The sequence below is a fragment of the Pseudomonas sp. B21-019 genome, from assembly GCF_024749225.1.
GTDB lineage: Bacteria > Pseudomonadota > Gammaproteobacteria > Pseudomonadales > Pseudomonadaceae > Aquipseudomonas.
Genome location: NZ_CP087193.1, coordinates 2,329,778 through 2,355,138 on the forward strand (window position 1 = coordinate 2,329,778; position 25,361 = coordinate 2,355,138).

Genomic DNA, 25,361 nt, shown 5'->3' on the forward strand with positions numbered 1-25,361 from the left:
AGTATTTGTCGCCTAAACACAATTTGCCCTCCTGTAGCCGCTCTAGACTGCCGGCCACTTCGGTCTTCACTAGCCGAAAGTTGCCAATCGAAAGCTGCCAATAAAAGCCTCCGCACACAGGAGTTATAAATGAAGAAGCGAGTGATGTTCGGTGCCCTGGCACTGTCGATGTTGTCCCTGACCGCCGTGGCCGAAGACGCCAAACCGATTCGCCTCGGGATCGAAGCCGGTTACCCGCCATTCTCGATGAAAACCCCCGACGGCAAACTCACCGGTTTCGACGTGGACATCGGTGACGCGCTGTGTGAACAGATGAAAGTGAAGTGCACTTGGGTCGAGCAAGAGTTCGATGGCCTGATCCCGGCCCTGAAGGTCAAGAAAATCGACGCGATCCTGTCGTCCATGACCATCACCGACGACCGCAAGAAGAACGTCGATTTCACCATCAAGTACTACCACACCCCGGCGCGCTTCGTGATGAAGGAAGGCACCAACGTCAAGGATCCACTGACCGAGCTCAAGGGCAAGAAAGTGGGTGTACTGCGCGCCAGTACCCACGACCGCTTCGCCACCGAAGTGCTGGTGCCGGCCGGCATCGACCTGGTGCGTTATGGTTCCCAGCAGGAAGCCAACCTGGACATGGTTGCCGGTCGCCTTGACGCGATGCTGGCCGACTCGGTCAACCTGGACGACGGTTTCCTGAAAACCGACGCCGGTAAAGGCTTCGCGTTTGTCGGCCCGACCTACGAAGACGCCAAGTACTTCGGCGGCGGTGCCGGCATTGCCGTGCGCAAGGGCGATAAAGAGCTGGCAGACAAATTCAACACCGCCATCACTGAAATTCGCGCCAACGGCAAGTACAAGCAAGTGCAGGACAAGTACTTCAACTTCGATGTTTACGGCCATTAATACGCCGTAGAAAAAAAGTGGCTACCGTTGATGCGGTGGCCATTTTTTATTGCCCTGCAAAACACATTTCCTACAGAAACCCGGCAATTGTGAGCCCACAAAAGCCCCGCGATCCCGAGCCTACAGGAGTCCCCATGCAACGCATCGATCATTCACTGCCCTGGAGCCATCTGGGGACTGAACGCACGCTCAGCGTGTTTCGTTATGGCGCGGGTACTCGCAAGGTTTACATCCAGGCCAGCCTGCACGCGGACGAACTGCCGGGCATGCGCACCGCCTGGGAACTGAAGAAGCGTCTGGCCGAGCTCGAAACCCAGGGGCAACTTCAGGGCATCATCGAACTGGTGCCGGTGGCCAACCCCATCGGCCTCGATCAGCACCTGCAAGGCAGCCACATGGGTCGCTTCGAATTGGGTAGCGGCAAGAACTTCAACCGCTCGTTCGTTGAACTCAGCGCACCGGTGGCTGAGTTGATCGGCGATCAATTGGGGGGTGACGCCCAGGCCAACATCGTACTGATTCGCCAGACCATGGGGCAGGTGCTCGATGGATTGCCGGCACCGCTTTCGCAATTGGAAGCCATGCACCGCTTGCTGCTGCGCCACGCCTGCGAGGCCGACATCACCCTCGACTTGCATTGCGATTTCGACGCGGCGATTCACCTGTATGCCTTGCCGCAGCATTGGCCGCAATGGCGCTCCCTGGCGGCTCGCTTGAAGGCCGGGGTGGCGTTGTTGTGTGAGGATTCCGGCGGCAGCTCTTTCGATGAGTCGTGCTCTACGCCGTGGTTGCGCCTGGCGCGGGCCTTTCCCGAGGCAGCGATCCCGCCGGCCAACCTGGCGACCACGCTGGAGCTGGGCAGCATGGGCGATACCCGGGTCGATCAGGCCCAGGCCAATTGCGAGGCGATCATGGGGTTCCTCGCCGAACAGGGTTTCATCACCGGCACCTGGCCGGCAGCGCCGAGCGAATGCTGTGAGGGCCTGCCGTTCGAAGGCACCGAGTACCTGTTTGCACCGCATCACGGGGTGGTCAGTTTCCTGCGCAATTCAGGTGAATGGGTGGAGCGGGGCGACGCATTGTTTGAAGTAGTCGATCCGTTGAGCGACCGCACCACGACCGTGTGTGCCGGAACCAGCGGCGTGCTGTTTGCCATCGATCGCGGACGCTACACGCAACCGGGCACCTGGCAGGCGAAAGTCGCCGGACGTGAGCCGATCCGGGTCGGGAAACTGGTCAACGACTGACTAAAGGTCGGACCCGATCCAAATGTAGGAGCTGCCGAAGGCTGCGATCTTTTGATCTTGTTTTTTCAAAGCAAAATCAAAAGATCGCAGCCTTCGGCAGCTCCTACGGGGGCGCGGTACATCAGAGGGAAACGGTGCATCGGAGGGAGGCGATGTATCGGCGGGAAGAGATGTTAGGCTCTGCCCCGAATCCTGCGCGCTGTGAAGGAAGGTTTATGTTGAAGTTTCTCGCTCTGCTCACGCTCCTGGCGTCCACCGCCGTCCACGCTGAAATCCCGCTACACACCGATCTGCCACTCAAGTACCTGGAACAGGCCAACGTCGAATCCCGTAACCAGCCCTTGGTGATTTTCCTGCACGGTTACGGCAGCAACGAGCAGGATCTGTTCGGCATCAAGGATGAATTGCCACCGCAGTACAACTACCTGTCGGTGCGGGCGCCGATGACGTTGGAAGAGGGCAGTTACCAGTGGTTTCGCAAAAAGGGCGAGGGCGCCTACAACGGCGAGACGGACGACCTGAAGACCAGCAGCCAGGTGCTGCTGGATTTCGTCGCACAAGCGGCAAAGAAATATCACACCGAAACGGACAAGGTTTTCCTGGTGGGTTTCAGCCAGGGCGCGATCATGTCCTATGAAGTCGCTTTGCGTCATCCCGAGGCGGTGGGCGGCATTGCGGCGTTGAGCGGGCGCATCCTGCCGGTGCTCAAGTCCGAACTCAAACCGGATGAAAAACGCCAGTCGCTGGCGATTTTCATCGGTCATGGAACCGCCGACAAACGCCTGCCCTACAACGACGGCACCGAGGCCGACAGCCTGTTGCAACGGCTGTCACTCAAGCCCGAGTTTCATGCCTACGAAGGTGTCGGCCACAGCATCAGCGCCACCGAGATGCAGGATTTGAGCGCCTGGTTGCAGCGCCTCAATCCCTGAGCCGGTCGGGTTTATTGGCCGGTGATGATCTGGTTCACCAGCGTTTCGTGGCCGGTTTTGTCGTTGGGGCGGGAGATGACCTGAATGATGGCCATGCGAGTGCCAGAGGCGGCCATCAGCGAGGTGTCGAGGGTCATGCCGCCGCCCTGGGTGGCGGTGCTGTCGATCTGTCGCAGGCCCAGCCCCGTGCCTTTCTGGGTCAGGCTTTTTTCGCTCAGCTTGTTGAAGTCCGGCAAGGCGTTGCGTTGCTCGGTGGCGAAGGCGGACACGGTGGCGTCGAGGAACTCACCGTCGTTGTCCTTGACGTTGGCGCCGCCGGGAATGGTGTTTTCGGCGGCGATCACCACGGTTTTGCTGGTCTGGTTGGTGTACATCGTGCCCGTCGCCCCGGCGGTGCCGGTGGCCGCGTCGCCGGCCGGCAGCGGATTGGCAATGAAGCCCTTGGGCAGGGTGAAGGTGAACTTGCCGCCGAGCATCGAGACCTTCTGGGTCGGCGCTTTGTCGCTGGTAGTGGCCTTGGCCGCCTGCGCATTCAAGGCCCCCAGGCTGGCAGCCGCTGTCAGCAGCAGAACAACGGCTTTTTTACTCAACAATGACATTCAAACTCTCCGTGGGATGGTAGCGCTATGACGGCGATCATCCCACGGATCGCGATTTGCTACACCGGGTGCGTGGTGATCATCGTTGCCGTTCGTTGAAACGATAGGGCGCTGGGCGCAATGCCCGTTGTTTAGTCACCAACAGCATCCCGAGCGAGGCGCCTATCCCCAATGCAAATCCCGTCCAGCCGAACCTCGGCAACGCCAACGCCAGCACCAGACAAAACGCCGCGAACGAATACATCCCGGTAGCTGTAGCCCGCAGCAACGCCGCCGTAAACGCCGGCCCGCGAGTCTGCTGGGAAAATACCGCCATCACACTGCCCAGCACCGGGAATACTGCGAGCAATCCGCTCCAGCGTTCGCCGACGGTGCTGGCCAGCAGCGTCACTGCCAACGTGAGCAGGGCGCCAGCCATCATGCGCAGCAGCAGTTTGTCGGATTTGGGCGCCGGGCCTGAAACGACGGGTTGCACCGAGGGAAACAGGTACGGCGCGGCCAGCAACGCGGTGGCGGCGGCGATCACCGAGAGCGTCAGCGACGGCGGGATCAGCGACAGCACAACAGCCACCGACGCCCAGACCAGCAGCGCCATCGTCAGTGCCCACGACCAGCTCAAGCGTTGTGCGACCTGGGCATACGTCACGCAGAAGGCAATCATCGCGAACATGGCTGAAAGCGCCGCCGTTGCCGCCTGAGCGGCGAACACATGGCCTTGCTCGATGGCGAGGAACAACAGAATCGGCCCGACCACCACCGGCAACCCCGACAGCCAACCGGCCACGCTCGGTCCCCAGCGTTTACCGGCCAGGGAAATCAGCAACAGAAACCCCGGAATCACCAGCAGCTTGAGCATCAGCACGCACGCATCTCCATTTGTGTGTGCCGGTCACGTTAGCATTGCGGGCGATGGATTGCTTAAGGCGGTCTCTGCGCAAGCGTTGAGCGCCTACACCCGGGTGCGCGAAACGTCTAAGCTGCGCGCTCCCACCTGTTGACGGATGCTTGCGTGAAATTCAGTTTGCCCAAAGTCGGCACCGCGCCGTTTTGCCCACCGGAAGTGGCCGGCACGGTTGCCGTTGACCCTGGTGCTTCGTTCTACAAGCGCGTTCTGCGTTTTGCCGGCCCCGGTTTGCTGGTGTCCATCGGCTACATGGACCCGGGCAACTGGGCCACGGCCATCGAGGCCGGTTCGCGGTTTGGCTATAGCCTGTTGTTCGTGGTGTTGCTGGCGAGCATGGCGGGGATGGTGGTGCAGTGTTTGTGCTCGCGTCTGGGTATCGCCACCGGGCGCGACCTGGCGCAGTTGTGCCGGGAGCGCTACAGCACGCGGACCGCACGGACCCAGTGGCTGCTGGCGGAAATTTCGATCATCGCCACCGACCTTGCCGAAGTGCTTGGCTGCGCCTTGGCGTTCCACTTGCTGCTGGGTTGTTCGCTGACGTTTGGCATCGCGCTCACCGCGTTCGACACGTTGCTGGTATTGGCCCTGCAAAATCGCGGCTTTCGTCGGCTGGAGGCGATCATGCTGGTGCTGGTGGGCACTATTGGCGCGTGTTTCTTCGTCGAACTGCTGCTGATCAAACCCTATTGGCCGGATGTCGCTCGCGGTTTCACACCGTCACTTTCGGTGATCGGCGATGCGGCGCCGTTGTACCTGGCCATCGGTATTCTCGGGGCCACGGTGATGCCGCATAACTTGTTCCTGCATACCTCGATCGTGCAGACGCGGATGATCGGCAAAGACCTGGCCAGCAAGCAGGACGCGGTCAAACTGGCGCGCATCGACACCATCGGCTCCCTGGCCCTGGCACTGCTGGTCAACGCGGCGATCCTGATTCTTGCTTCCGCGGCCTTCCACAAGACCGGGCACACCGACGTGGTGGACATCCAGGATGCCTATCACTTGCTCGATCCATTGGTGGGCGGGGCGTTGGCCAGTGTGTTGTTTGGTGTGGCGTTGCTGGCGTCGGGGCAGAGCTCGACCTTCACCGGCACCATCGCGGGCCAAGTGATCATGGAGGGCTACCTGAACCTGCGCTTGCCCTGCTGGCAACGGCGCTTGATCACTCGCGGGCTGGCGCTGATCCCGGCGTTTATCGGCGTGTGGCTGATGGGCGACGGGGCAATCGGCAAACTGCTGGTGTTGAGTCAGGTGGTACTCAGCCTGCAACTGCCGTTCGCGTTGTACCCGTTGATTCGCATGACCAACGATCAGACGCTCATGGGGCCGTTTGTGAATCGGCTGCCAACTCGGGTGTTGGCGTGGGGATTGTTTACGGTAATCAGTGCGGCCAACAGCTGGTTGATTTTGCAGTTTGTGGGCTGAGTCATTCTTTTGATCTTCACCCCCGCTCAAACGCCTCAACCAGATAATCGATAAACACCCGGGTCTTGGCCGGCATCAACGTGCGGCTCGGGTAATACAGCGAGATCGATCCCGCGTCGGCATGCCAGTCCGGCAACAAGCGCAGCAGTTCGCCGTGCTGGATATGGGCGATGACATCGGGCGACACCAGCAGCGTCACACCAAGGCCGAGCAGGGCCGCTTCACGCATGGCGGCAGGGTCATTGAGCACGATGTTTTCACTCAGCTCGGCGCTGGCTTCATTGCCCACGCTATCCCGCATCACCCATTGGCGCACCCGCCCGGTGCGAATGCCGCGCATCACAATGCCGTTGTACTGAGCCAGGTCCGCCGGGCTGCTGGGCAGGGTGCGTCCGGCCATGTACGCCGGTGAGGCCACCGCCACCACATCCGCCGCTGCCAACGTCCGCGAGACGACCCCGGGTGTCAGCTCGAAACCGCCGCCGATGGCGGCGTCATACCCTTCGGCGATCAGATCGACCTGGCGGTTTTCAAAGTGCCATTCCAAGCGAATCAGCGGGTAGCGCGCCAGAAATTCCGGTAACAGCGGCAACACGTGGTCAATGCCGAACGTCGGCGCCAAGCTGACCTTGAGCACCCCCGCCGGCTCCCCGCGATCACTGGACACCGCACTGATCGCCGTCTGCAGCGCCTGCAGATTGTCGCCGATGCTGGCCAGAAAGCGTTCGCCGGCTTCGGTCAGTGACAGCTTGCGGGTCGAGCGCTGGAACAGCCGCACACCGATATTGCGTTCAAGCATCGCCACGTTGCGGCTGACGGCGGCGGGCGTCAGTGCGAGCAACCGTGCGGCGGCGGAGAAGCTGCCGGTTTCAGCGCTGCGCACGAAAGATTCGAGGTTGGCGAGTGTTTCCATCTCAGACACCTGATATTAATACTTGAAGATCATTCAACTAATTACCGTCTAATAAAGTAGTAATGGCAAGCGCAGTATTCACTCCACCAACCTACTACGGAGTGAACACCATGAGCACTATCGGAATCATCGGCGCCGGCGCCATCGGCACAGCCTTCGCCAAAGCATTGTCCCGTCAGGGCATTGAAGTCGTCATCGCCAACAGCCGCGGCCCGGAAACCCTGGCCTCACTGGTGGAAGAACTCGGGCCGACGGCGCGGGCCGGCACCCGTGAAGAAGCGGCCGCGCAGCCGATCGTTCTGGTCGCGGTGAACTGGTCGAAATTGCCAACGGCACTGGCCGGATTGCCGGATTTCGGCGGGCGGATTGTCATCGACGCGAACAATTCGATCGAGGCGCCATCGTTCAAAGCGGTGGATTTGCAGGGCCGTCCGTCCAGTGAAGTGTTTGCCGAATGGGTACCTGGCGCGCGGGTGGTCAAGGCCTTCAATCACCTTCAAGCGCATCTGCTTGAGAGTGATCCGGCGGCGGAGGGTGGGCGGCGAGTGTTGTTTCTTTCTGGTGACGATGCCGAGGCCAAGGCTCAAGTGGCAGCGCTGATCGAGCGATTGGGCTTCTTTGGAATCGATCTGGGCGAACTGAGTGTCGGGGCGCGGCTGGTGCAGTTCCCGGGCGGTCCGTTGCCGGTCTTGAACCTGGTGAAATTTGCCTGAGGGCCAGAGGTTTCCAGCCGTTGTGGTGAGGGGACTTGCCCGCGAAAGCGGTGTGTCAGGCGACATCAATGTTGACTGTGCCGCCGTCGTCGCGGGCAAGCCACGCTCACACAGGTAACCGAGTGCTCTCGGGAGAATGCGGTCACCTGTGGGAGCGAGCCTGCTCACGATGAACGACAACGCGGTCTCGGGCTAGCGCTCGATCGCCAATGCCACGCCCTGACCGCCACCGATGCACAGGGTGGCGAGGCCTTTCTTGGCGTCACGCTTGATCATCTCGTGCAACAAGGTCACCAGCACCCGGCAACCCGAGGCTCCAATCGGATGGCCCAGGGCGATGGCGCCACCGTTGACGTTGATCTTGTTCAGGTCCCATTCCAGGTCCTTGGCCACCGCCAGGGATTGCGCGGCGAAGGCTTCGTTGGCCTCGATCAGCTCCAGTTGATCGATGGACCAGCCGGCCTTGTCCAGGCAACGACGGGTGGCGCTGACCGGGCCGATGCCCATGATCGCCGGGTCGACGCCCGCGTTGGCGTACGCGGCGATTTTCGCCAGCACCGGCAGGCCGAGGGCCTTGGCTTTTGCGGCGCTCATCAGGATCACCGCGGCGGCGCCGTCGTTCAGCGACGAGGCGTTGCCGGCGGTCACCGAGCCGTCCTTCTTGAAGGCCGGTTTCAGCTTGCCCAGGGACTCGGCGGTGGTGCCGGCCCGCGGCTGTTCATCGGTGGCGAAGTCCAGTGGATCGCCCTTGCGCTGGGGGATCAGGATCGGGGTGATTTCATCGACGAAGCGCCCGGCTTCGATGGCGGCCACGGCTTTCTGTTGCGAGGCGGCAGCGAAGGCGTCCTGGGCTTCACGGCTGATGCCGTACTTGTCCACCAGGTTCTCGGCGGTGATGCCCATGTGGTAATCGTTGAACGCATCCCACAAACCGTCGCTGATCATCGTGTCGACGATCTGGCTGTGGCCCATGCGCAGACCGGTGCGGGCGCCCGGCAGCACGTAATTGGCCAGGCTCATGTTTTCCTGGCCACCGGCGATGATCACCTCGGCATCGCCGCAGCGAATCGCCTGCGCCGCCAGGTGCAGCGCTTTGAGGCCCGAGCCGCAGACCTTGTTCAGGGTCATGGCCGGTACGGCGTGAGGCAGGCCGGCCTTGATCGCAGCTTGGCGCGCAGGGTTTTGCCCGGCGCCGGCGGTCAATACCTGGCCCATGATCACTTCATCGACCTGCGCCGGGTCCAGATCGGTTTGCGCCAGCAACTGGCGGATCACCGCAGCACCGAGATCAACCGCGGACACATTGGCCAACGCGCCCTGGAAACTGCCGATGGCAGTGCGAGTGGCAGCAACAATCACAACGTCTTGCATGGACGGATTCCTCACTGGGCAGCGAACTGCATTTCCGGGACGTGGTCAGGCACGATCAGTTTGCCGGCGGTCTTGGCGACGATTTCCTCAACGCTCACGCCTGGTGCGCGTTCCTTGAGAATGAACGCGCCGTTGTGGATTTCCAAGTAGGCCAGGTCAGTCAGTACGCGTTTGATGCAACCGGCGCCGGTCAGCGGCAGGCTGCAGCGGGGCAGCAGTTTCGACTCACCGTCCTTGGAGGCGTGGGTCATGGTGACGATGATGTTGTCCGCACCGGCCACCAGGTCCATCGCGCCGCCCATGCCCTTGACCAGTTTGCCGGGGATCATCCAGGAGGCGATGTTGCCTTCGACGTCCACTTCGAACGCGCCGAGCACGGTCAGGTCAATGTGGCCGCCGCGGATCATCGCGAACGATTCGGCGGAGGAGAAAATCGACGCGCCGATACGCGCGGTCACGGTTTGCTTGCCGGCGTTGATCATGTCGGCGTCGACTTCGGCGTCGGTCGGAAAGGCGCCCATGCCGAGCAGGCCGTTTTCCGATTGCAGCATGACTTCCATGCCTTCGGGGATGTAGTTGGCGACCAGGGTCGGAATGCCGATGCCGAGGTTCACGTAGTAGCCGTCCTGCATTTCGCGGGCGACGCGCTGAGCCATTTGTTCGCGGGAAAGTGCCATTGTTGTTATTCCTTCATTCGGTCCGGGGGCAGGGGATCACTTACGCACGGTGCGCTGTTCGATGCGCTTTTCGAACGTGCCGCAAATGACCCGGTCGACGTAGATGCCAGGGGTGTGGATCTGCGACGGGTCCAGCTCGCCGGGTTCGACGATTTCTTCGACTTCGACCACGGTGATCTTGCCGGCAGTGGCGGCCAGCGGGTTGAAGTTCTGGGCGGTGTGGCGATAGACCACGTTACCGAAATGGTCGGCTTTCCAGCCTTTGACGATGGCGAAGTCACCGGTGATGGATTCTTCCATCAGGTACTGGCGGCCCTTGAACTCGCGCACTTCCTTGCCTTCAGCGACCGGAGTGCCGACGCCGGTGGCGGTGAAGAACGCCGGGATGCCGGCGCCGCCTGCGCGCATTTTCTCGGCGAGGGTGCCTTGAGGGGTCAGGACGACTTCGATTTCGCCTTTAAGCAGTTGGTCTTCGAACAGTTTGTTCTCGCCGACGTAGGAGGCCACCACTTTGCGGATCTGCCGGTCCACCAGCAGCACGCCGAGACCGAACCCATCGACGCCACAGTTGTTGGAGACCACGGTGAGGTCACGGGTGCCCCGGTGCTGGATCTCGGCGATGAGGTTTTCCGGAATCCCGCACAGGCCGAAGCCGCCGGAGATCACGGTCATGCCGTCTTCAAGACCGGCCATCGCTTCCTCATAGGAATACACGCGCTTGTCGAACCCTGCCATATGCACCTCTTTTATTCTTTGTGGGCGGCTGGCTAGCCGGATGGGGAGGGAGTGTCTCGCCACAGGATTTATTTGTTAAGTTGATTTTTAAGGTTGATTGATAGATAAAACTCACCAATGAGTGCGCGCTACGTTGGAGACAGTGGCCATGACCGTTAAACAGATCCGCGCCTTCCTGGCCGTGGCCCAGAGTTTGAGTTTTGCCGTGGCTTGCGAGCGGCTGCACCTGTCCCAGTCGGCGTTGAGCCTGACCATCAAGGCGCTGGAGGAGGGCCTGGGCGGGCGCCTGTTCACCCGCAATACCCGTAACGTTGCGCTGACCGCCGAGGGTGAATCGCTGCTGCCACTGGCCCGTCGGCTGATCGCGGACTGGGACAATGCCGAGGATGAGCTGCGCCAACGCTTCACCCTTCAGCGTGGCCGCGTGACGCTGGCGGCGATGCCGTCGTTTGCCGGCAACCTGCTGCCGCCGATCCTCAAGACTTTCCGCGCGCGTTATCCCAAGGTCAACGTCACGGTGAACGACGTGATCAACGAGCAGGTGTTGGAAATGGTCCGCGACCGCCAGGTGGAATTGGGCGTGGCGTTTGAGCCTACCCAGAGTTCGTCGCTGCAATTTACCCCGTTGTACATCGACCGGTTTGTGGCGGTGGTGCCGCTTGATTCAGCGCTGGCGGACCTGGGCGATATCGATTGGCAGACCCTGCTCAAGGAACCGTTCATTACCTTGCAGCGACCGTCCACGGTGCGGGTAATGCTCGAAGAGCATTTGCAGGCGCGGGGCATGAAATTGCCGGTGGAGTTTGAAAGTCATCAGTTGGCGACGGTCGGGCGGATGGTGGCCAGCGGACTGGGCGTGAGCGCGGTGCCGGCGTTGTGCGCCGGGCAGATGCGCGAGCTGGGCGCGCGTTGCATCACCCTGCGCGACCCGGTGGTGGAACGGGCGATCGGGGTGCTGACGACGGGGCAAGAACTGTCGGCGGCGGCGCAGGCGTTGTTCGATATTCTCAAGGCTGAAAACCTTGGCGAGCGTCTGAGCTGATCACGGTCACCTGTAGGAGCGGGCTCGTGTGGCGAGGGGGCTTGCCCCCGTTGGGGCGCGAAGCACCCCTAAAACCAATCACCGCGATCTTGGATTTAGAACGCGGTGACTGGTTTTACGACTGCTTCGCAGTCGAACGGGGCGATGCGGCGTTCCGACAAGCCCCCTCGCCACACGAGCTCGCTCCCACAGAGATTGGGGTTTCGCCAGTCTGGGTGATGATCCTGGTGTTACTTACGCGCCTCCAGAATCAGGTTGAACGGCGTTTCCGTGGCTCGCCGGAACTGGGTGAACCCCGCCTCGGTGAAGACCTTGCGCAACCGAGCCTCGCCCGCTTGGGCACCGAGCCCGAGGCCGACCTCCTGGGACAGCGAGTTAGGTGTGCAGATAAAGGTCGAGGCGGCGTAGAACAGCCGTCCCACCGGGTTGGTGTTCTCGTCTAGCGTGTCGTTGGCGAAGGGCTCAACCAACAGCACCGTACCGTCGGGTTTGAGCGATTCATAGGCATGCTTTGCGGCGCCGACCGGGTCACCCATGTCGTGCAGGCAGTCGAAATAGCAGATCAGGTCATAGTCGTCGCCCGGATAGCTCTTGGCGTTGCCCTGGAAGAACCGCGCCCGACCGGACACGCCACCTTCTTCGGCGCGCTGGGTGGCGACGGTGATTGAAGGCGCGTGGTAATCGAAACCGACGAACCGCGACTCGGGGAATGCCTGGGCCATGATCACGGTCGAGGCTCCGTGTCCGCAGCCGATGTCCGCCACTTTCGCGCCAGCCTCCAGTTTGGCCACTACCCCGTCGAGCGCCGGCAGCCACTCGCTGACCAGATGCGCTTTGTATCCTGGGCGGAAGAACCGCTCGGTGCCGCTGAACATGCACGGATGGTGATCGCCCCAGGGCAGGGCACCGTTGCCGCGCATGGCGTTGACCAGTTTGTCCTTGTCATGGAAAAACGACGCAACCACCGCCATACCGCCGGCTACATAAACCGGTGAATCTTCGATCGCCAGCGCCAGGGCTTGCTCTTCGGGCAGGCGGAACTGGCCGTCGCGGTGTTCCATGTAACCGGAGGCGGCGTGGGCGCTGAGCCATTCACGCAGCAGGCGGGTGTTGCAGCCGGTCTTCGCGGCGAGTGTTTCGGGGGTGACGGGCTGACTGTCGGCCATGGCCCGGTACAGGCCGAGTTCTTCGCCGAGGATGACGTTGGCGAGCATCGCCGCGCCACCCATGTCGCTCACCAGTTTGCCCATGAAATCATTGAGTCTGGCCTCGTCCATCTTGTGTGCTCCTTCAGCAGGATCACGGCCCGCAGGCATTGTTTGTCGAGGCATGCACCTGTGGGCGGTGATCGTGGGAATGAACAGGACGATAACCGCGTCCTGGCTCCCCCCTACGGGGGTAATCAACAAGTCTAGTTCGTGTATCCCTCTGTATCTGGCTGCCTGTCCGATACAGTGCGCTGAGAAGAGGGGCGTTTGCGCACACAGACCCGACACACCGCGTCGCTTAACTGGACCTGCCGGCCGGCACTGAGCATTCAGGCGCTGGAGACCGGATCCCAGGATGAGATCGACATCATGCAAATTCCCCTCACATCAGCGCCGGCGACCGTCGGGCTAGGCTTGCGCCGCGGTTTGATGAACGACCTGCAAGCGGCCCCGGCGGGCGCTTTTGACTTTCTGGAAGTCGCGCCGGAAAACTGGATCGGCATCGGCGGCGCGCATGGCGCGGCGTTTCGTGCCCTGGCCGAACGTTATCCGTTGTCCTGCCACGGCTTGTCCTTGTCGTTGGGCGGGCCGGCGCCGCTGGACGTAGGCTTTCTGCAAGAAGTGCGGGTTTTCCTCGATCGCTACAAAGTGCCGCTGTACAGCGAACACCTGAGCTACTGCAGCGATGACGGGCATCTTTACGATCTGCTGCCATTGCCGTTTACCGAAGAAGCGGTGCACCACGTCGCCACCCGAATTCGTCAGGCACAGGACATTCTCGGTCGGCGCCTGGCGGTGGAAAACGTCTCCTACTACGCCGCGCCGCAGCAGGACATGGACGAATTGACGTTCACCAACGCAGTGCTGCGCGAAGCCGATTGCGACCTGCTGCTGGACGTCAACAATGTCTACGTCAACTCGATCAATCACGGTTCTGATCCGCAGACGTTTCTGGCGGGCATCGACACGGGGCGGGTAGTCGCAATGCACGTGGCGGGGCATTTCGACGAATCCGACACTCTGAAAATCGACACCCACGGCGCCTCGGTCAAACCGGTGGTCTGGGCTTTGCTGGCCGAGGCGTATGCGCGGTTCGGCGTACAGCCGACGCTGCTTGAACGGGACTTCAATTACCCGGCGTTCTCTGAACTGGTGAGCGAGTTGCAGACCATTCGCCGACTGCAGGAGGAGGCGGACCGTGGATAAACCGACGCTGTATCAGCAGCAAGACACATTGACTCGCTACCTGCGCGACCCCGACCACTGTGCTCCTCCCGTCGGGATGGACGTGGCACGGGCGCAGGTTTATCGCAACCTGGTGTTCTCGAACCTGTCGTCGTTGCTCAGTGGCACCTTTCCGGTGTTGGTGAAGATATTGGGCGACAGTGACTGGCGTGCTCTGGTGCGGATCTTCCTGCGGGACCACCGCGCTCAAACACCAAAATTCGGCGAGATCGCCCAGGAGTTCGTCGAATTCCTCGCCGCTGAACCGCAAGTGTTGAGCGATGGACCGTGGCCGCCGTTCATGGTCGAGCTGGCGCATTACGAATGGGTCGAAATGGCCCTGCAACAATCCGACGCCGAGCCGCTACCCGCCGGTGATGCAGGGCTGCTGCTGGATCGGCCGTTGCAGGTTTCGCCACTGGCCTGGCCGTTGGCCTATGGCTGGCCGGTGCAAAAAGTGGGGCCGGATTATCGGCCGCAAGTGCTACCGACTCAGCCCACGTTACTGTTGGTGCGTCGGGCCGAGGACTGGAGTGTGAATTTTTCCGAACTGAGCCCGTTGGCGTGGCGGTTGTTGCAGCGGATCGGGGAATTTCCTGAGCTCGATGGCCGGGCGCAGTTGGAAGGGCTGGCGGTGGAGGCGGGGATGGCGGGGTCGCAGGCCTTTATCGATAGTGGATTGGCGTTGTTGCGGCAGATGCATGGGGAGGGGGTAATCGGCATAGCGGCCTTTAGTCGCTGCTAATCAGCGAATCGCCCTACATCCATTTCCACCTTTCCTGACTTCTTTCCTGATTGATCCCCCGCAAAGTCCCCGCGCCTAATTTTCTGCGCAAGGGATTGCTTATGTTCGACTCTTTTTCTCCAGTCGCTGCCTGCTTTTCGGTGAGTTGATGGAGCACATCGCCCGTATCGAGCAGGAGCTAGACCGTTTTCCGGACTCCCTGACGCTCTACCGCAAACAGCTTAAGCGTTGGTTCAACCAAACGGCGGACATGGCCAGCCGTGCCGCTGATTTGCCGTCGCTGATGGACATGGAACGCAAAATCAAACTGGGCGATACCAGTAAGTCCGTCAGCAGCAGCGATGACGATTTTTTCTCCAGCGTTGCGCAGTGTCCCGACGGCGGAATTCTGCAGATCGAGAGCAAGTTCGAATCGGTTTACGACATTCCGTTGGGGAATATTCAGGTCGATGTCATTGCGGTGGATGGCGGTAAGTCGACGCCTGTGACGCTCAATGAACGTGGCAAGGGAGAGTTCACCGGTACACCTGGCAAGTTCTACCGCGTTCATGTTCACAACGAAGTCACCCCGGATCAGGTAAATGAGCTGTTTTCCTCGTACGACGGCCTGACGAAGGAGCTCGACAGCTGGCTGCGTGATGAATGGCAGACGTTCAAGCCGAAGTGGTCGGAATCGTCTTCGGTTGCTGTAGGCAATGGAATGCTCGCGGGAAGTTGGGCGGCAATTGAAGGCGTGTGGGACAGCATCAGCCTGCTGTCGGACATTCTCAAGGATCCGGCGAAGTTCGCTGAGCGGTTGGGCAGCGGTGCTGATCAGCTGCGTGAACTGGCGGAAAAATCACCGCAAGTGATGCAAAAAATCCAGCTACTGGCCAGTGACGAAGCGGCGCTGTGCCTGTTGCTACGCAGCGCCAGCCTGTGGCTCGACATGCTGCCACCGAGCGAAATTGCCGGCAAAACCGCTGAAGCGGTGTCGGCGGGCGTGGTGCAGTTGCTGATCGACATCCTGATCGGGATTGTCCTGACGTTCGCCGGGGCGGGTGCCGGCATCGCCTATCTGACGATGCGTTTGGCTGATCGAGCTGCGCAGTTGCTCAGTGCTGTTGTGCGTCTCGTGAAGGCGATTTTCACGATCATCAATAACTTCATCGGCTACGTCGACCGCTACAAAAAAGTCGCCGCGCGCGGTGTTGCGGCGGGCCTGAAAAAAGGCCGGATGCAACTGCGCTGGGATGCCAAACGCAACACCACGCTCAAGCAAAACGAACACCACGACGACTCCCCGGATCAGGCGAAAAACCCCAACGGCGACAGCGCCACCTGTGCACCGTCGACCTGCAAAAATGGCTGCCCGGTATCGATGGTCACCGGCGAAGAACTGCTGACCCTCACCGACGGTGCGCTGGACGGCATCCTGCCGTTCGACTTCACCCGACTCTATCGCACCAGCGCCGCCGAGATCGATGTCGGCCTCGGTTTTGGCTGGAGTCATTCGCTCACCCATCGGCTGGAAATCGACGGCGACCAGGTCATCTGGATCGACCACGAAAACCGCCGCACCACGTTCCCGCTGCCGAGCAGCGAACGCCCGGCGATCCACAACAGCCTGTCACGGGCGGCGATTTACCTCGGCAATGACCCCGAAGAACTGATCCTCGCCCAGGCCGGCGACGACACGCGGTTCTACCACTTTCACCACGGCCGGCTGACCGCGATCAGCGACGCCTACGACAACCGCCTGCGCATCACCCGCGACCGCCAGGAGCGCATCCAGCGCCTCGACAACGGCGCCGGCCGCGCCTTGCTGTTGCGCTACGACCGCGCCCACCTGATCGCCGTCGACTACCAAAGTTTTCGCCCGGCCCAGACCCTTGCCGAGGCCTGGCACACCGAGCAGACGCTGGTCAGTTACCACTACGACGAACGCGATCAGCTGATCGAAGCGAGCAACGCCGCCGGCGAAGGCGAGCGTTACGACTACGACGACCGGCACGTGATTCTGCAGCGGCAACTGGCCGGTGGCGCGAGTTTCTTCTGGGAGTGGGAACGGTCTGGCAAGGCGGCCAGATGTATTCGCCACTGGGCGTCGTTTGCGCAGATGGACACGCGCTATGTCTGGGATGACCAGGGCAGCGTCACGGTCCGGAACATCGACGGCAGCGAAGAGGTTTACGTCCATGACGACCGGGCGCGACTGGTGCGCCGGGTCGAGCTGGACGGCGGCGAACAGCTCAAGGCCTACGACAAGCAGGGCCGGTTGATCGCCGAGCAGGATCCGCTGGGGGCTGTCACCGAATACCGTTATGACGAAGTCGGACGGTTGGTGGCGCTGATTCCGCCGGAAGACGAGCCGACGGCCTACGAGTACCGCCACGGCTTCCTGCATGCGCGCTGTCGCGGTCAGGCGGTGTGGACCTATCGGCGCAATGCTCAGGGTGATGTCACCGAGGCGACCGATCCCGACGGCCAGGTCACCCATTACCACTACGACGCACAAGGCCGCTTGCTGTCGATCCGCTATCCGGACACCAGTCGGCATGTGTTGGTCTGGAATGCCCTGGGGCAGTTGCTCCAAGAGACCTTGCCGGACGGTGGGCAGCGGCGGTTTTCCTACGATGCGCTGGGGCGGCAGATTACCCGTCAGGACGAACACGGTGCCGTTACCCAGTGCCAATGGGATGCCGTCGGCCGACTGGTCCAGACCACATTGCCTACCGGGGCCACGCGCGGGTTCAGCTACAACGCCTACGGCAAGATCACCGCCGAACGCGACGAACTGGGCCGTATCACCCGCTACGAATACGCCGACGATTTGCACCTGGTCAGCCGCCGGATCAATCCCGACGGCACGCAATTGCGCTATCGCTACGACAACGCGCAGCTGCTGCTGACGGAAATCGAGAACGAATCCGGCGAACACTATCGGCTGGACTACACGCCCAGCGGCCTGATCCGCCAGGAAACCGGTTTCGACGGCCGCCGCACTGCCTACGCCTACGACCTCAACGGCCATCTGCTGGAAAAAACCGAGTTCGGCGATGACGACTCGCGGCGGGTAACGGCCTATGAGCGGGATTCGGCCGGGCGCTTGCTGGTCAAAACGCTGCCCGACGGCACCCAGGTCGAATACCGCTACGACTCGTTGGGCCGGCTGACCAGCGTCGACGACGGCCACGATCATCCGCTGGAATTCGAGTACGACCAGCAGGACCGGCTGATCACCGAACATCAGGGCTGGGGCTCCTTGCGTTATGGCTACGACGCCTGCGGCCAGCTCAACCGCCTGCGCCTGCCGGACGGCAGCAAACTCGACTACCGCCACGCCAAGGGCGGTGCGCTGACGGCCATTGACCTCAATGGCGCACGACTGACCTCGCATACGTTCTTCGCCGGTCGCGAACAAAACCGCCAACAGGGCCTGCTACTCAGTGAATATGCCTACGACGACCAGGGCCGTCTGAAGGCCCACGCCGTCAGCCAACAGCAAAAAAGCCTGTACCGCCGCGACTATGCCTACAGCCTCAACGGCAATCTCGACCATATCGCCGACACCCGCCACGGTCAGCGCAGTTACCAGTACGACCCGCTCAACCGCCTGACCCGCGTCCGCCACACCCGCGACGACCCACCGGAAAGCTTCGCCCACGATCCGGCCGGCAACCTGCTGATGCAGGACCGTCCCGGCCCGACGACCGTCAAAGGCAATCGCCTGTTGATGCAAGGCGACCGCCATTACGACTACGACGCTTTCGGCAACCTGATCCGCGAACGCCGCGGCGCCGCACAGAAACTGGTCACCGAGTACCGCTACGACTGCCAGCACCGGCTGATCGGCGTCACCACGCCGGACGGTCGTAGTTCAACTTACCGCTACGACGCCTTCGGCCGCCGCATCGCCAAAACCGTCGACGGTAAAACCATCGAGTTCTTCTGGCAGGGCGACAACCTTGTCACCGAAAGCAGCCGCGAGCACTACCGCAGCTACGTCTACGAACCCGGCACCTTCCGCCCGCTGGCCATGCTCGATGGTAAAGGCCCGAAAACGGCTTGCCCCTTCTACTACCAGCTAGATCACCTCGGCACCCCACAAGAACTGACGGATTTTGGTGGCGAAATCATCTGGTCGGCGAAGTACAACGCCTACGGCAAGGTTACGCACCCGGCACTCGGTGGAGGCGAGCAGCTCGACCAACCATTGCGTTTCCAGGGGCAGTATTTCGACACCGAGAGCGGCCTGCACTACAACCGACATCGGTACTATGATCCGGACGTTGGCCGATACCTGACGCCGGACCCGATCAAGTTGGCGGGCGGGCTGAACCAGTACCAGTACACGCCGAATCCGACGGGGTGGGTTGATCCGTTGGGGTTGAGCGGGAATTGTCCGCCGCCCAATAAGTCAGGGTGTCAGGCGCCGGATGATACGACTGGCGTTAAGGTTGATGAGGGTGAGCCGCCGCTACCGAAGGCTTATACGCACTTTCCAAAGGATCCGAATGAGCTTACGGAAGCGCTAGGCGTTCAACCCAAAGTTTCGCAGACAAAGCATGGAAGCCAAAGAATGGAATGGCGACCTAATGCAGATACAAGCATAAGATTTGAAAGTCATCCTGGAGATGCTGGGCCCTTTAATGCCAGGCATCACGGGGAGCACTATCATCTTGAACTCAAACCTAGTCACTTAAGTTGGAGTCAAGCGGATAAGAAAAAAGCTGTAATAAAGGTCAAGCCTGAGGGCTATCAACTAGGACACGGAACCGGTTTCACTGCCGGTGAAAAACATCCAGGTACTTCAAAATGACAGAGTTTCCGGTTTCAGACGGCACAATCGAAAAGATAACCTGCGAGCACGACAGTTTGTGCATAGAGTTCCTGGATTGGCAGGAGGAACTTTGGGAAATTACCTTTGAACACGTTTTAGGGGTCAAGTCTCTTGGGGCGGTGGGTACAGAGGTTTCAGAGATGTTTCTGGAGAATGCTACTTCCCTGTCACAGGAGTTGATTTTGATTGATGCCTCGGAAATCGGGACTAGTTACTGCTTCACCTCTGCTCGTGACAATAATGTTGTTTTGACGATAGTAGCTAGTGGTTATGCGGCTAAGAAAATTATTTGAGCACATCAGACTAGGCGCTGTTTAAATCTCTCGGGATAACTGCGAAATTTCTGGGCAAGGTCTTCGGACGTTTCCTTCAAGTTGTAGCGGTTTTCGTGAACTGGTGGACGATGGGGTATAGGGATAGTCTTTCGCTGTCACCGCGGAAGTGGTGGCAGGGTGTAGGAGCCCTCTCTCATGGTGCAACAGCTTTGTCGTTTGATTGCGGCACTTAATGTGTGTCCGTAAGATCGTTCGCGGCGGCTGTGCGCGGGACACGCTTCGGCGTGGCCGAGGTTCATGAGTGCTCGGTACTCCTACTCCTGCGCATGGCTGCCACCCAAACCTGTAGGAGGGTGCGTTGGCAGCTCATATTCATACTCATGGAAATTACAAATGACGACGCTAACGCCAGATCTACCCTACGAAAAACCAATCCCCCACCCCAACAACCGCTTCATGGCCCTCACCGGCAACTGCACCGACATGCCCACCCTGTTCGTCGATACCCACGCGCCGATCGATGTTTTGTATGACACTGCCAGCTATCGAATTCGCGCAGTCACTCAGGTGCTTGAGAACATGTCGATGCGCGGTTCAGTCGAGTGCGAATCCTTCATTCTCAGTGATTTTGCTTTGCTCTGTGCCATTCCATTGCGCGATGGCTGCGATGTGCTGGATGTGGTGGGGCGGCGGTTGCGGGCCCGGCCTTCGGAATAACGTCGAGTGGCTTTTGTGGCGAGGGAGCTTGCTCCCGTTGGGCTGCGCAGCAGTCGTAAACCGAATTCTGCGGTGTGTCTGGCTAATCCGTGGTGTAGGTTTTGGGGCTGCTGCGCAGCCCAGCGGGAGCAAGCTCCCTCGCCACAAGGGCCTGACTGCACACAATCCCCCAAACACCACACCTACATTGGATGGGCGGTGCTTATTGGGGCTTCGGTAACTTGAGCTCCGCACACAACCCACCATCCACGCGATTGCTCAAGGTCAGCGCCCCGCCAATCGCCAGCGCCAATTGCTGGGCAATCGCCAACCCCAAGCCGGTCCCGCCGGTGCTGCGATTACGCGAATTCTCCACGCGGTAGAACGGCTGCATCACCTGGGCCAATTGCTCTTCGGCAATCCCCGGCCCTCGGTCCATGACCTTCACCGACAAGCTGCCGTCGGCCTTCGTTTCCACCCACAACTCAGCCGCGCCAGCGAATTTCAACGCGTTGTCTACCAGGTTAACCAGCACTCGCCGCAAGGCATGGGGCCGGGTGTCGATCACTGCGGCGCTTTTGCCGCCCAGCTGCACGTCTTTGCCCATGTCCTGATAGTCGAACACCAGGCTGTCGAGGAACGAATCCAGATCGGTGCGGCGACTTTCCTCGGTGGCGCCATGGATACTGCGGGCGTAGGCCACGCCTTCGCGCACCAGGTGTTCCATCTCGCCGAGGTCGTTCCACAGTTTGTCTTTTTCACTGGAGTCGTCCATGAATTCGGCACGCAGTTTCATGCGCGTGATCGGGGTCTGCAGGTCGTGGGAAATCGCCGCCAACAGTTGCATGCGTTCCTTGAGATACGCCGCGATACGCGCTTGCATGGCATTGAATGCCCTGGCGGCGTAGGCGACTTCGGTCGGGCCTTTTTCATCGAGGTGCACGGCATGAGCGTTGGGGTCGAGGGTTTCCACCGCTTGGGCCAGACGGGTGAGCGGGCGGATGGCGATTCTCACGGCCAGCCAGGTGCAGGCGATCAGCAGCGCCAGTTGCCCCAGCAATACCGCCGGCAACCACGGCGACAACGGTACCATCGCGGGTCGCACGTCGATCGTGACGGGGCTGCCGTCCTTCAATTTCAGGTGGGCCTGGAAGTGTTTCTTCGGACCGGGGATGTCGGTAAAAGTCAGCGGATACTCATGGCCGATGGCGTCCTGAATCGAGGGGACTGCAATCGGCACATCGCTGGGCGCCATCGGTGTGCCGGGTGAACCTTCATTCAGCAGATAACCATAGTTGGTGCGTTCCAGGCGCTGCAACCAATTCGCGCGCTCGTCGGCCGGCAAGCGGTCGAGGATGGCGAGGGACGTCGAGACGTCGGTTTCCAGATTGCCCAACATCGTATTTTTCGCACTTTCATAACGCTCGTAGTACTGCGCGCCAAAGGACAGCGCCTGGGCGAGGATCAGGCCGATCAGGAAAATCAGCGACAGCCGCGAGGCCAGCGTGCGGGGCCAGTGCAGCGCAAGGTTCATGACGGCGCACCGAGCACTTCCACCGGCAGGGAAAACACATAGCCTTCGCTGCGTACGGTCTTGATGTAGGCCGGTTCCCGGGCGTCGTCGAGCAGGCGCTGACGCAAGCGGCTGACCAGCAAATCGATGGAGCGGTCAAACAGATCGGCGTCGCGACCTTGAGTCAGGTTGAGCAACTGGTCGCGATTGAGCACCCGCTGAGGATGATCGAGGAACACCCGCAGCAAACGATATTCCGCGCCGCTGAGGGCGACCATGGTGCCGTCCTGGTCCAGCAGATGCCGGGCCGAGGTGTCCAGGCGCCAGCGACCGAACCCCAGCAGGCGACCGCTTTCGGTGATCACCAGATTCGGCGGCAGCATCCGCGTGCGGCGCAGCACGGCGTTGATCCGGGCGAGCAGTTCGCGGGCGGCGAACGGTTTGACCAGGTAGTCGTCGGCGCCCATTTCCAGGCCGATGATGCGGTCGGTTTCATCGTTGCGCGCGGTGAGCATCAGCACCGGCGTGGCCTTGTGTTTGCCGGCGCGCAGCTCACGGCAGAGCAGCAGGCCATCGTCGCCCGGCATCATGATGTCGAGCACGATCAGGTCCACCGGCGTGGTCTCCAGAAACGCGCGCATCTGCCGTCCATCTGCCACCACGGTGGTGCGCAGGCCGTTCTTCTTCAGGTAATTGCCTACCAGTTCCCGGATCTCGCGGTCATCGTCCACGATGAGAATGTGATCGACGTGTTCCATGGTCGCCATGCCTCTTGAGTAGGAGTTTTCGCGCAGTCTACCGAGTCAAGGCTCGCTCGCCCGCAGCGGTTTGTATTGCAGTGTATCTGGCCTGTCGGCGGATACACGGGGACGCAAAAACAGCCGGTTTCAGGGGGTTTGTATCGCTGTGTATCGCCGGCCGGTGCTGATACAAAGCAATTTACTCGCGCCTGTTCCAGACACAGACGGGATACCTCTCGGGCTTCTAATGGCTTCCATCGAGGCAAACCCAAACCGCCTCGGCCCCATCAACGATTTGGCAACGATTGACCCATTGAAGCCCCGAGGAAACCACCATGAATACCAAAGCCGTCTACGCCGCCTGCCTGTTTGCCGCCCTGAACATCTGCACCTTGTCGGCCCGGGCCGAAGCCAATGTCACCCCGCAAACCTACACCTATGGCACGCACCTGGACATCCAGAAAGTGCTGTCGATGAAAGAGGACGCCACGCCTTCCTGCGGGATTGTGAATGCGCGGATGACCTACCTGGATTCCCAAGGCAAAACCCAGGCCCTTGATTACCGCAAATTCGCTGACAACTGCAACGAAGACAACTGAGTCCTTTGCTCACCCGTTATCAATCCCTTTTTTGAAACAGGAATAACTCCATGAACAACGTCACCCGCTTTTTGACCGCCATCGTCTTTTCCGTAGCCGGCGTCGCCGCGCATGCCAACGCGGCTGTTGAACAGAGCAGCTGTGGCAGCAGCACCTGCTTCCAACTGACGCCGCTGGTGGCTGAGGATGGTTCCAGCCGCACACCGCAGGGGCAATTGCTTGCAGAGAACGGTTACAGCCGGACGCCACAGGGCCAGCAGTTGGAAAACCAGATGGCTTGAAGCCAGGCACTGTTCTGATGAACTCAATATTCCCAGTGTGGGAGCAGGCTCGCTCCCACATCGGACTCGTATATTCAAGGTGATCCCCATGTTTCTCATCGCATTCCTGGGCGGCATTTTGACCGTCCTCAGCCCCTGCATCCTCCCGGTCGTGCCGTTTCTGTTTGCCGGTGTTAAACGCACACGCACCTCGATCCTGCTCACCCTCGGTGGCATGGCCCTGACCTTCGCCCTGATCTCCAGCCTGGCCGTGGTCAGCAGCGATTGGGTGATACAAGCCAACAACACCGGCCGCCATGTGGCGCTGATCGTGATGGTGCTGTTTGCGCTGTCGCTGATCTCCGCGCGCATCGGCGGCTGGCTGGCGCGGCCGTTCGTGTTGCTGGGCAATCGCCTCGACCCCAACACTCGCAAAATGTCCGGCCCGCTGGGCTCGGTGATGATTGGCGTCGCCACCGGTCTGCTCTGGGCTCCGTGTGCCGGGCCGATCCTCGGGGTGATCCTCACCGGCGCCATGCTGCAAGGCGCCAACGCTCAGACCAGTCTGCTGCTGGTGGCGTATGGCCTGGGCAGCGCGTTGTCACTGGGCACCTTGATCTTCGCCGGTCGCGGCCTGGTCAATCGCTTGAAACCGTCGATTCCGGTCACCGGTTGGCTGCGTCGCGGCGCCGGTGCCGGGGTGTTGGTCGCGGCGGCGGTCATTGCCACCGGAACCGATAACAGACTGCTCGCCGGCACCTCCTCCGAAGGTGTTACCTCGGTGGAACAGCAGGTGCTGGAAACCGTGCCGAAAGTGGTCGATTACCTGGTCAGCAAGGTCAAGGCCGACCCGATGGACGCGGCCAAAGGTGCGATGCCGTCACTCTCCGGCGCGGTCGAATGGCTCAACTCGCCAGCGCTGAGCAACGACTCCCTGCGCGGCAAGGTGGTGCTGGTGGATTTCTGGACCTATGACTGCATCAACTGCCAGCACACCTTGCCCTACGTGAAGGACTGGGCGAAAAAATATGAAAAGGACGGCCTGGTGGTGATCGGCGTGCACACCCCGGAATACGGTTACGAACGCATCCTCGACAACGTTCGCGATCAGGTGAAAAAACTCGGTATCACCTACCCGGTGGCGATCGACAACAACTACGCGATCTGGCGCGCCTTCGACAACCAATACTGGCCGGCTCACTACCTGATCGATGCCAAGGGGCAGGTGCGTTACAGCCACTTCGGCGAGGGTCGCTACGAGACTCAGGAGCAGATGATCCGGCAGCTGTTGGAAGAGGCCAAGACGCCTGCTGCGTAACACGTTTCGGTAAAGCAAGCCGACCTGTTAATCCAGCGTTACAGATGCATGACCATGCATCGGAGATCGTTGCATTTCGTGAGTCTGCCGGACGACCGGGCAGGACGGATACCTGTCCGGCAGCTTTAGTTTGTGGACGGGGTCACTTGCGATCCTGCCATCACAATCATGAAAGGGAGAGGGTTATGCCTAAGTTCATTATTGAACGCGAGCTTCCGGGAGCCGGCGCACTGGCGCAACAGGAACTCAAAGCGATCTCGCAAAAATCCTGCGATGTGTTGCGCGGGTTGGGGCCGCAAGTGCAATGGCAGCAGAGTTACGTCACGGGCGACAAGATTTATTGCGTGTACATCGCGCCGAGCGAGGAGCTCATCAGGGAGCATGCCAAACAAGGTGGCTTTCCGATCAACAGCGTTTCCCGAGTCATGAGCATCATCGACCCCACCACGGCGGAGTAAGCCGAGACCCGTTCCAACCCGCAGCGGAGCAGACTT

General features: G+C 60.8%; 24 protein-coding genes. 15 read left to right on the top strand and 9 right to left on the bottom strand.

Annotated features, from left to right (window positions below):
- Positions 1–129: 129 nt before the first annotated feature.
- From LOY36_RS10485 to LOY36_RS10495, 3 genes are all read left to right on the top strand, one after another.
- Positions 130–909, top strand: a complete 780-nt coding sequence (locus tag LOY36_RS10485; protein WP_018928073.1) for an ABC transporter substrate-binding protein — start codon at positions 130–132, stop codon at positions 907–909.
- A gap of 134 nt (positions 910–1,043) precedes the next feature.
- Positions 1,044–2,156 carry a succinylglutamate desuccinylase/aspartoacylase family protein gene (locus tag LOY36_RS10490; protein ID WP_258673320.1) on the top strand — a complete coding sequence of 371 codons (1,113 nt, stop codon included), beginning with the start codon at positions 1,044–1,046 and terminating at the stop codon, positions 2,154–2,156.
- 215 nt (positions 2,157–2,371) lie between these two features.
- On the top strand, positions 2,372–3,088 hold the full coding sequence (locus tag LOY36_RS10495) for an alpha/beta hydrolase (protein ID WP_258673321.1): 717 nt from the start codon (positions 2,372–2,374) through the stop codon (positions 3,086–3,088).
- A gap of 11 nt (positions 3,089–3,099) precedes the next feature.
- On the opposite strand, the gene LOY36_RS10500 is transcribed toward LOY36_RS10495, so the two are convergent.
- Positions 3,100–3,687 (bottom strand): hypothetical protein, encoded by a 588-nt coding sequence (locus LOY36_RS10500; RefSeq protein WP_258673323.1) that lies wholly within the window; start codon positions 3,685–3,687, stop codon positions 3,100–3,102.
- A 79-nt stretch (positions 3,688–3,766) separates the two neighbouring features.
- Positions 3,767–4,549: a hypothetical protein gene (locus tag LOY36_RS10505; RefSeq protein WP_258673325.1), complete on the bottom strand. Its 783-nt coding sequence runs from the start codon at positions 4,547–4,549 to the stop codon at positions 3,767–3,769.
- 147 nt (positions 4,550–4,696) lie between these two features.
- On the opposite strand from LOY36_RS10505, the gene LOY36_RS10510 reads away from it, so the two are divergent.
- The gene (locus tag LOY36_RS10510; RefSeq protein WP_086945471.1) at positions 4,697–6,016 is read left to right on the top strand and encodes an Nramp family divalent metal transporter; all 1,320 of its coding nucleotides are present in this window, start codon (positions 4,697–4,699) and stop codon (positions 6,014–6,016) included.
- Between the two features lie 16 nt (positions 6,017–6,032).
- Here the strand turns inward: LOY36_RS10510 and LOY36_RS10515 are convergent, their stop codons facing one another.
- Complete coding sequence (locus LOY36_RS10515; protein WP_258673326.1) at positions 6,033–6,929, bottom strand: LysR family transcriptional regulator; 897 nt, start codon at positions 6,927–6,929, stop codon at positions 6,033–6,035.
- Positions 6,930–7,039: 110 nt separating this feature from the next.
- On the opposite strand from LOY36_RS10515, the gene LOY36_RS10520 reads away from it, so the two are divergent.
- The gene (locus LOY36_RS10520) at positions 7,040–7,642 is read left to right on the top strand and encodes an NADPH-dependent F420 reductase (protein WP_018928066.1); all 603 of its coding nucleotides are present in this window, start codon (positions 7,040–7,042) and stop codon (positions 7,640–7,642) included.
- 192 nt (positions 7,643–7,834) lie between these two features.
- Here LOY36_RS10520 and LOY36_RS10525 read toward each other — a convergent pair whose 3' ends face one another.
- The 3 genes from LOY36_RS10525 to LOY36_RS10535 are packed head-to-tail and all read right to left on the bottom strand — an operon-like array spanning position 7,835 to position 10,425.
- Entirely contained in the window at positions 7,835–9,013 is a 1,179-nt protein-coding gene (locus LOY36_RS10525; protein ID WP_258673329.1) for an acetyl-CoA C-acetyltransferase, read from the bottom strand.
- 11 nt (positions 9,014–9,024) lie between these two features.
- Positions 9,025–9,690: a CoA transferase subunit B gene (locus tag LOY36_RS10530; protein ID WP_018928064.1), complete on the bottom strand. Its 666-nt coding sequence runs from the start codon at positions 9,688–9,690 to the stop codon at positions 9,025–9,027.
- A 36-nt stretch (positions 9,691–9,726) separates the two neighbouring features.
- Positions 9,727–10,425, bottom strand: a complete 699-nt coding sequence (locus tag LOY36_RS10535; protein WP_018928063.1) for a CoA transferase subunit A — start codon at positions 10,423–10,425, stop codon at positions 9,727–9,729.
- Positions 10,426–10,573: 148 nt separating this feature from the next.
- On the opposite strand from LOY36_RS10535, the gene LOY36_RS10540 reads away from it, so the two are divergent.
- Positions 10,574–11,467, top strand: coding sequence for a LysR family transcriptional regulator (locus LOY36_RS10540; RefSeq protein ID WP_258673331.1), 894 nt, complete (start codon positions 10,574–10,576; stop codon positions 11,465–11,467).
- Positions 11,468–11,697: 230 nt separating this feature from the next.
- On the opposite strand, the gene LOY36_RS10545 is transcribed toward LOY36_RS10540, so the two are convergent.
- Positions 11,698–12,744: a class I SAM-dependent methyltransferase gene (locus tag LOY36_RS10545; protein WP_064617006.1), complete on the bottom strand. Its 1,047-nt coding sequence runs from the start codon at positions 12,742–12,744 to the stop codon at positions 11,698–11,700.
- Positions 12,745–13,044: 300 nt separating this feature from the next.
- Here LOY36_RS10545 and LOY36_RS10550 point away from each other — a divergent pair, with 300 nt between their 5' ends.
- The 5 genes from LOY36_RS10550 to LOY36_RS10570 all read left to right on the top strand — a co-directional run bounded on the left by LOY36_RS10550 (position 13,045) and on the right by LOY36_RS10570 (position 20,458).
- Positions 13,045–13,881, top strand: a complete 837-nt coding sequence (locus LOY36_RS10550) for a DUF692 domain-containing protein (RefSeq protein WP_258674164.1) — start codon at positions 13,045–13,047, stop codon at positions 13,879–13,881.
- Positions 13,874–14,644 carry a DUF2063 domain-containing protein gene (locus LOY36_RS10555; protein WP_258673333.1) on the top strand — a complete coding sequence of 257 codons (771 nt, stop codon included), beginning with the start codon at positions 13,874–13,876 and terminating at the stop codon, positions 14,642–14,644. Before LOY36_RS10550 ends, LOY36_RS10555 begins: the two co-directional genes overlap by 8 nt.
- 148 nt (positions 14,645–14,792) lie before the next feature.
- Positions 14,793–19,445 carry an RHS repeat protein gene (locus LOY36_RS10560; RefSeq protein WP_258673335.1) on the top strand — a complete coding sequence of 1,551 codons (4,653 nt, stop codon included), beginning with the start codon at positions 14,793–14,795 and terminating at the stop codon, positions 19,443–19,445.
- Positions 19,442–19,759 carry a hypothetical protein gene (locus LOY36_RS10565; protein ID WP_019649308.1) on the top strand — a complete coding sequence of 106 codons (318 nt, stop codon included), beginning with the start codon at positions 19,442–19,444 and terminating at the stop codon, positions 19,757–19,759. The genes LOY36_RS10560 and LOY36_RS10565 overlap by 4 nt, the downstream gene beginning before the upstream one ends.
- Positions 19,760–20,134: 375 nt before the next feature.
- Complete coding sequence (locus tag LOY36_RS10570) at positions 20,135–20,458, top strand: hypothetical protein (protein WP_258673338.1); 324 nt, start codon at positions 20,135–20,137, stop codon at positions 20,456–20,458.
- A 202-nt stretch (positions 20,459–20,660) separates the two neighbouring features.
- Here LOY36_RS10570 and LOY36_RS10575 read toward each other — a convergent pair whose 3' ends face one another.
- The gene (locus LOY36_RS10575; RefSeq protein WP_258673342.1) at positions 20,661–21,971 is read right to left on the bottom strand and encodes an ATP-binding protein; all 1,311 of its coding nucleotides are present in this window, start codon (positions 21,969–21,971) and stop codon (positions 20,661–20,663) included.
- Entirely contained in the window at positions 21,968–22,708 is a 741-nt protein-coding gene (locus LOY36_RS10580) for a response regulator (protein ID WP_026345826.1), read from the bottom strand. The genes LOY36_RS10575 and LOY36_RS10580 overlap by 4 nt, the downstream gene beginning before the upstream one ends.
- A 317-nt stretch (positions 22,709–23,025) precedes the next feature.
- On the opposite strand from LOY36_RS10580, the gene LOY36_RS10585 reads away from it, so the two are divergent.
- From LOY36_RS10585 to LOY36_RS10600, 4 genes are all read left to right on the top strand, one after another.
- Positions 23,026–23,289 carry a DUF2790 domain-containing protein gene (locus LOY36_RS10585; protein WP_019649304.1) on the top strand — a complete coding sequence of 88 codons (264 nt, stop codon included), beginning with the start codon at positions 23,026–23,028 and terminating at the stop codon, positions 23,287–23,289.
- A gap of 50 nt (positions 23,290–23,339) precedes the next feature.
- On the top strand, positions 23,340–23,570 hold the full coding sequence (locus LOY36_RS10590) for a hypothetical protein (RefSeq protein WP_086945476.1): 231 nt from the start codon (positions 23,340–23,342) through the stop codon (positions 23,568–23,570).
- Between the two features lie 88 nt (positions 23,571–23,658).
- Entirely contained in the window at positions 23,659–24,867 is a 1,209-nt protein-coding gene (locus tag LOY36_RS10595) for a cytochrome c biogenesis protein DipZ (RefSeq protein WP_258673348.1), read from the top strand.
- Positions 24,868–25,052: 185 nt separating this feature from the next.
- Positions 25,053–25,325: a DUF4242 domain-containing protein gene (locus tag LOY36_RS10600; RefSeq protein ID WP_258673350.1), complete on the top strand. Its 273-nt coding sequence runs from the start codon at positions 25,053–25,055 to the stop codon at positions 25,323–25,325.
- The last annotated feature ends 36 nt before the right edge of the window (positions 25,326–25,361 follow it).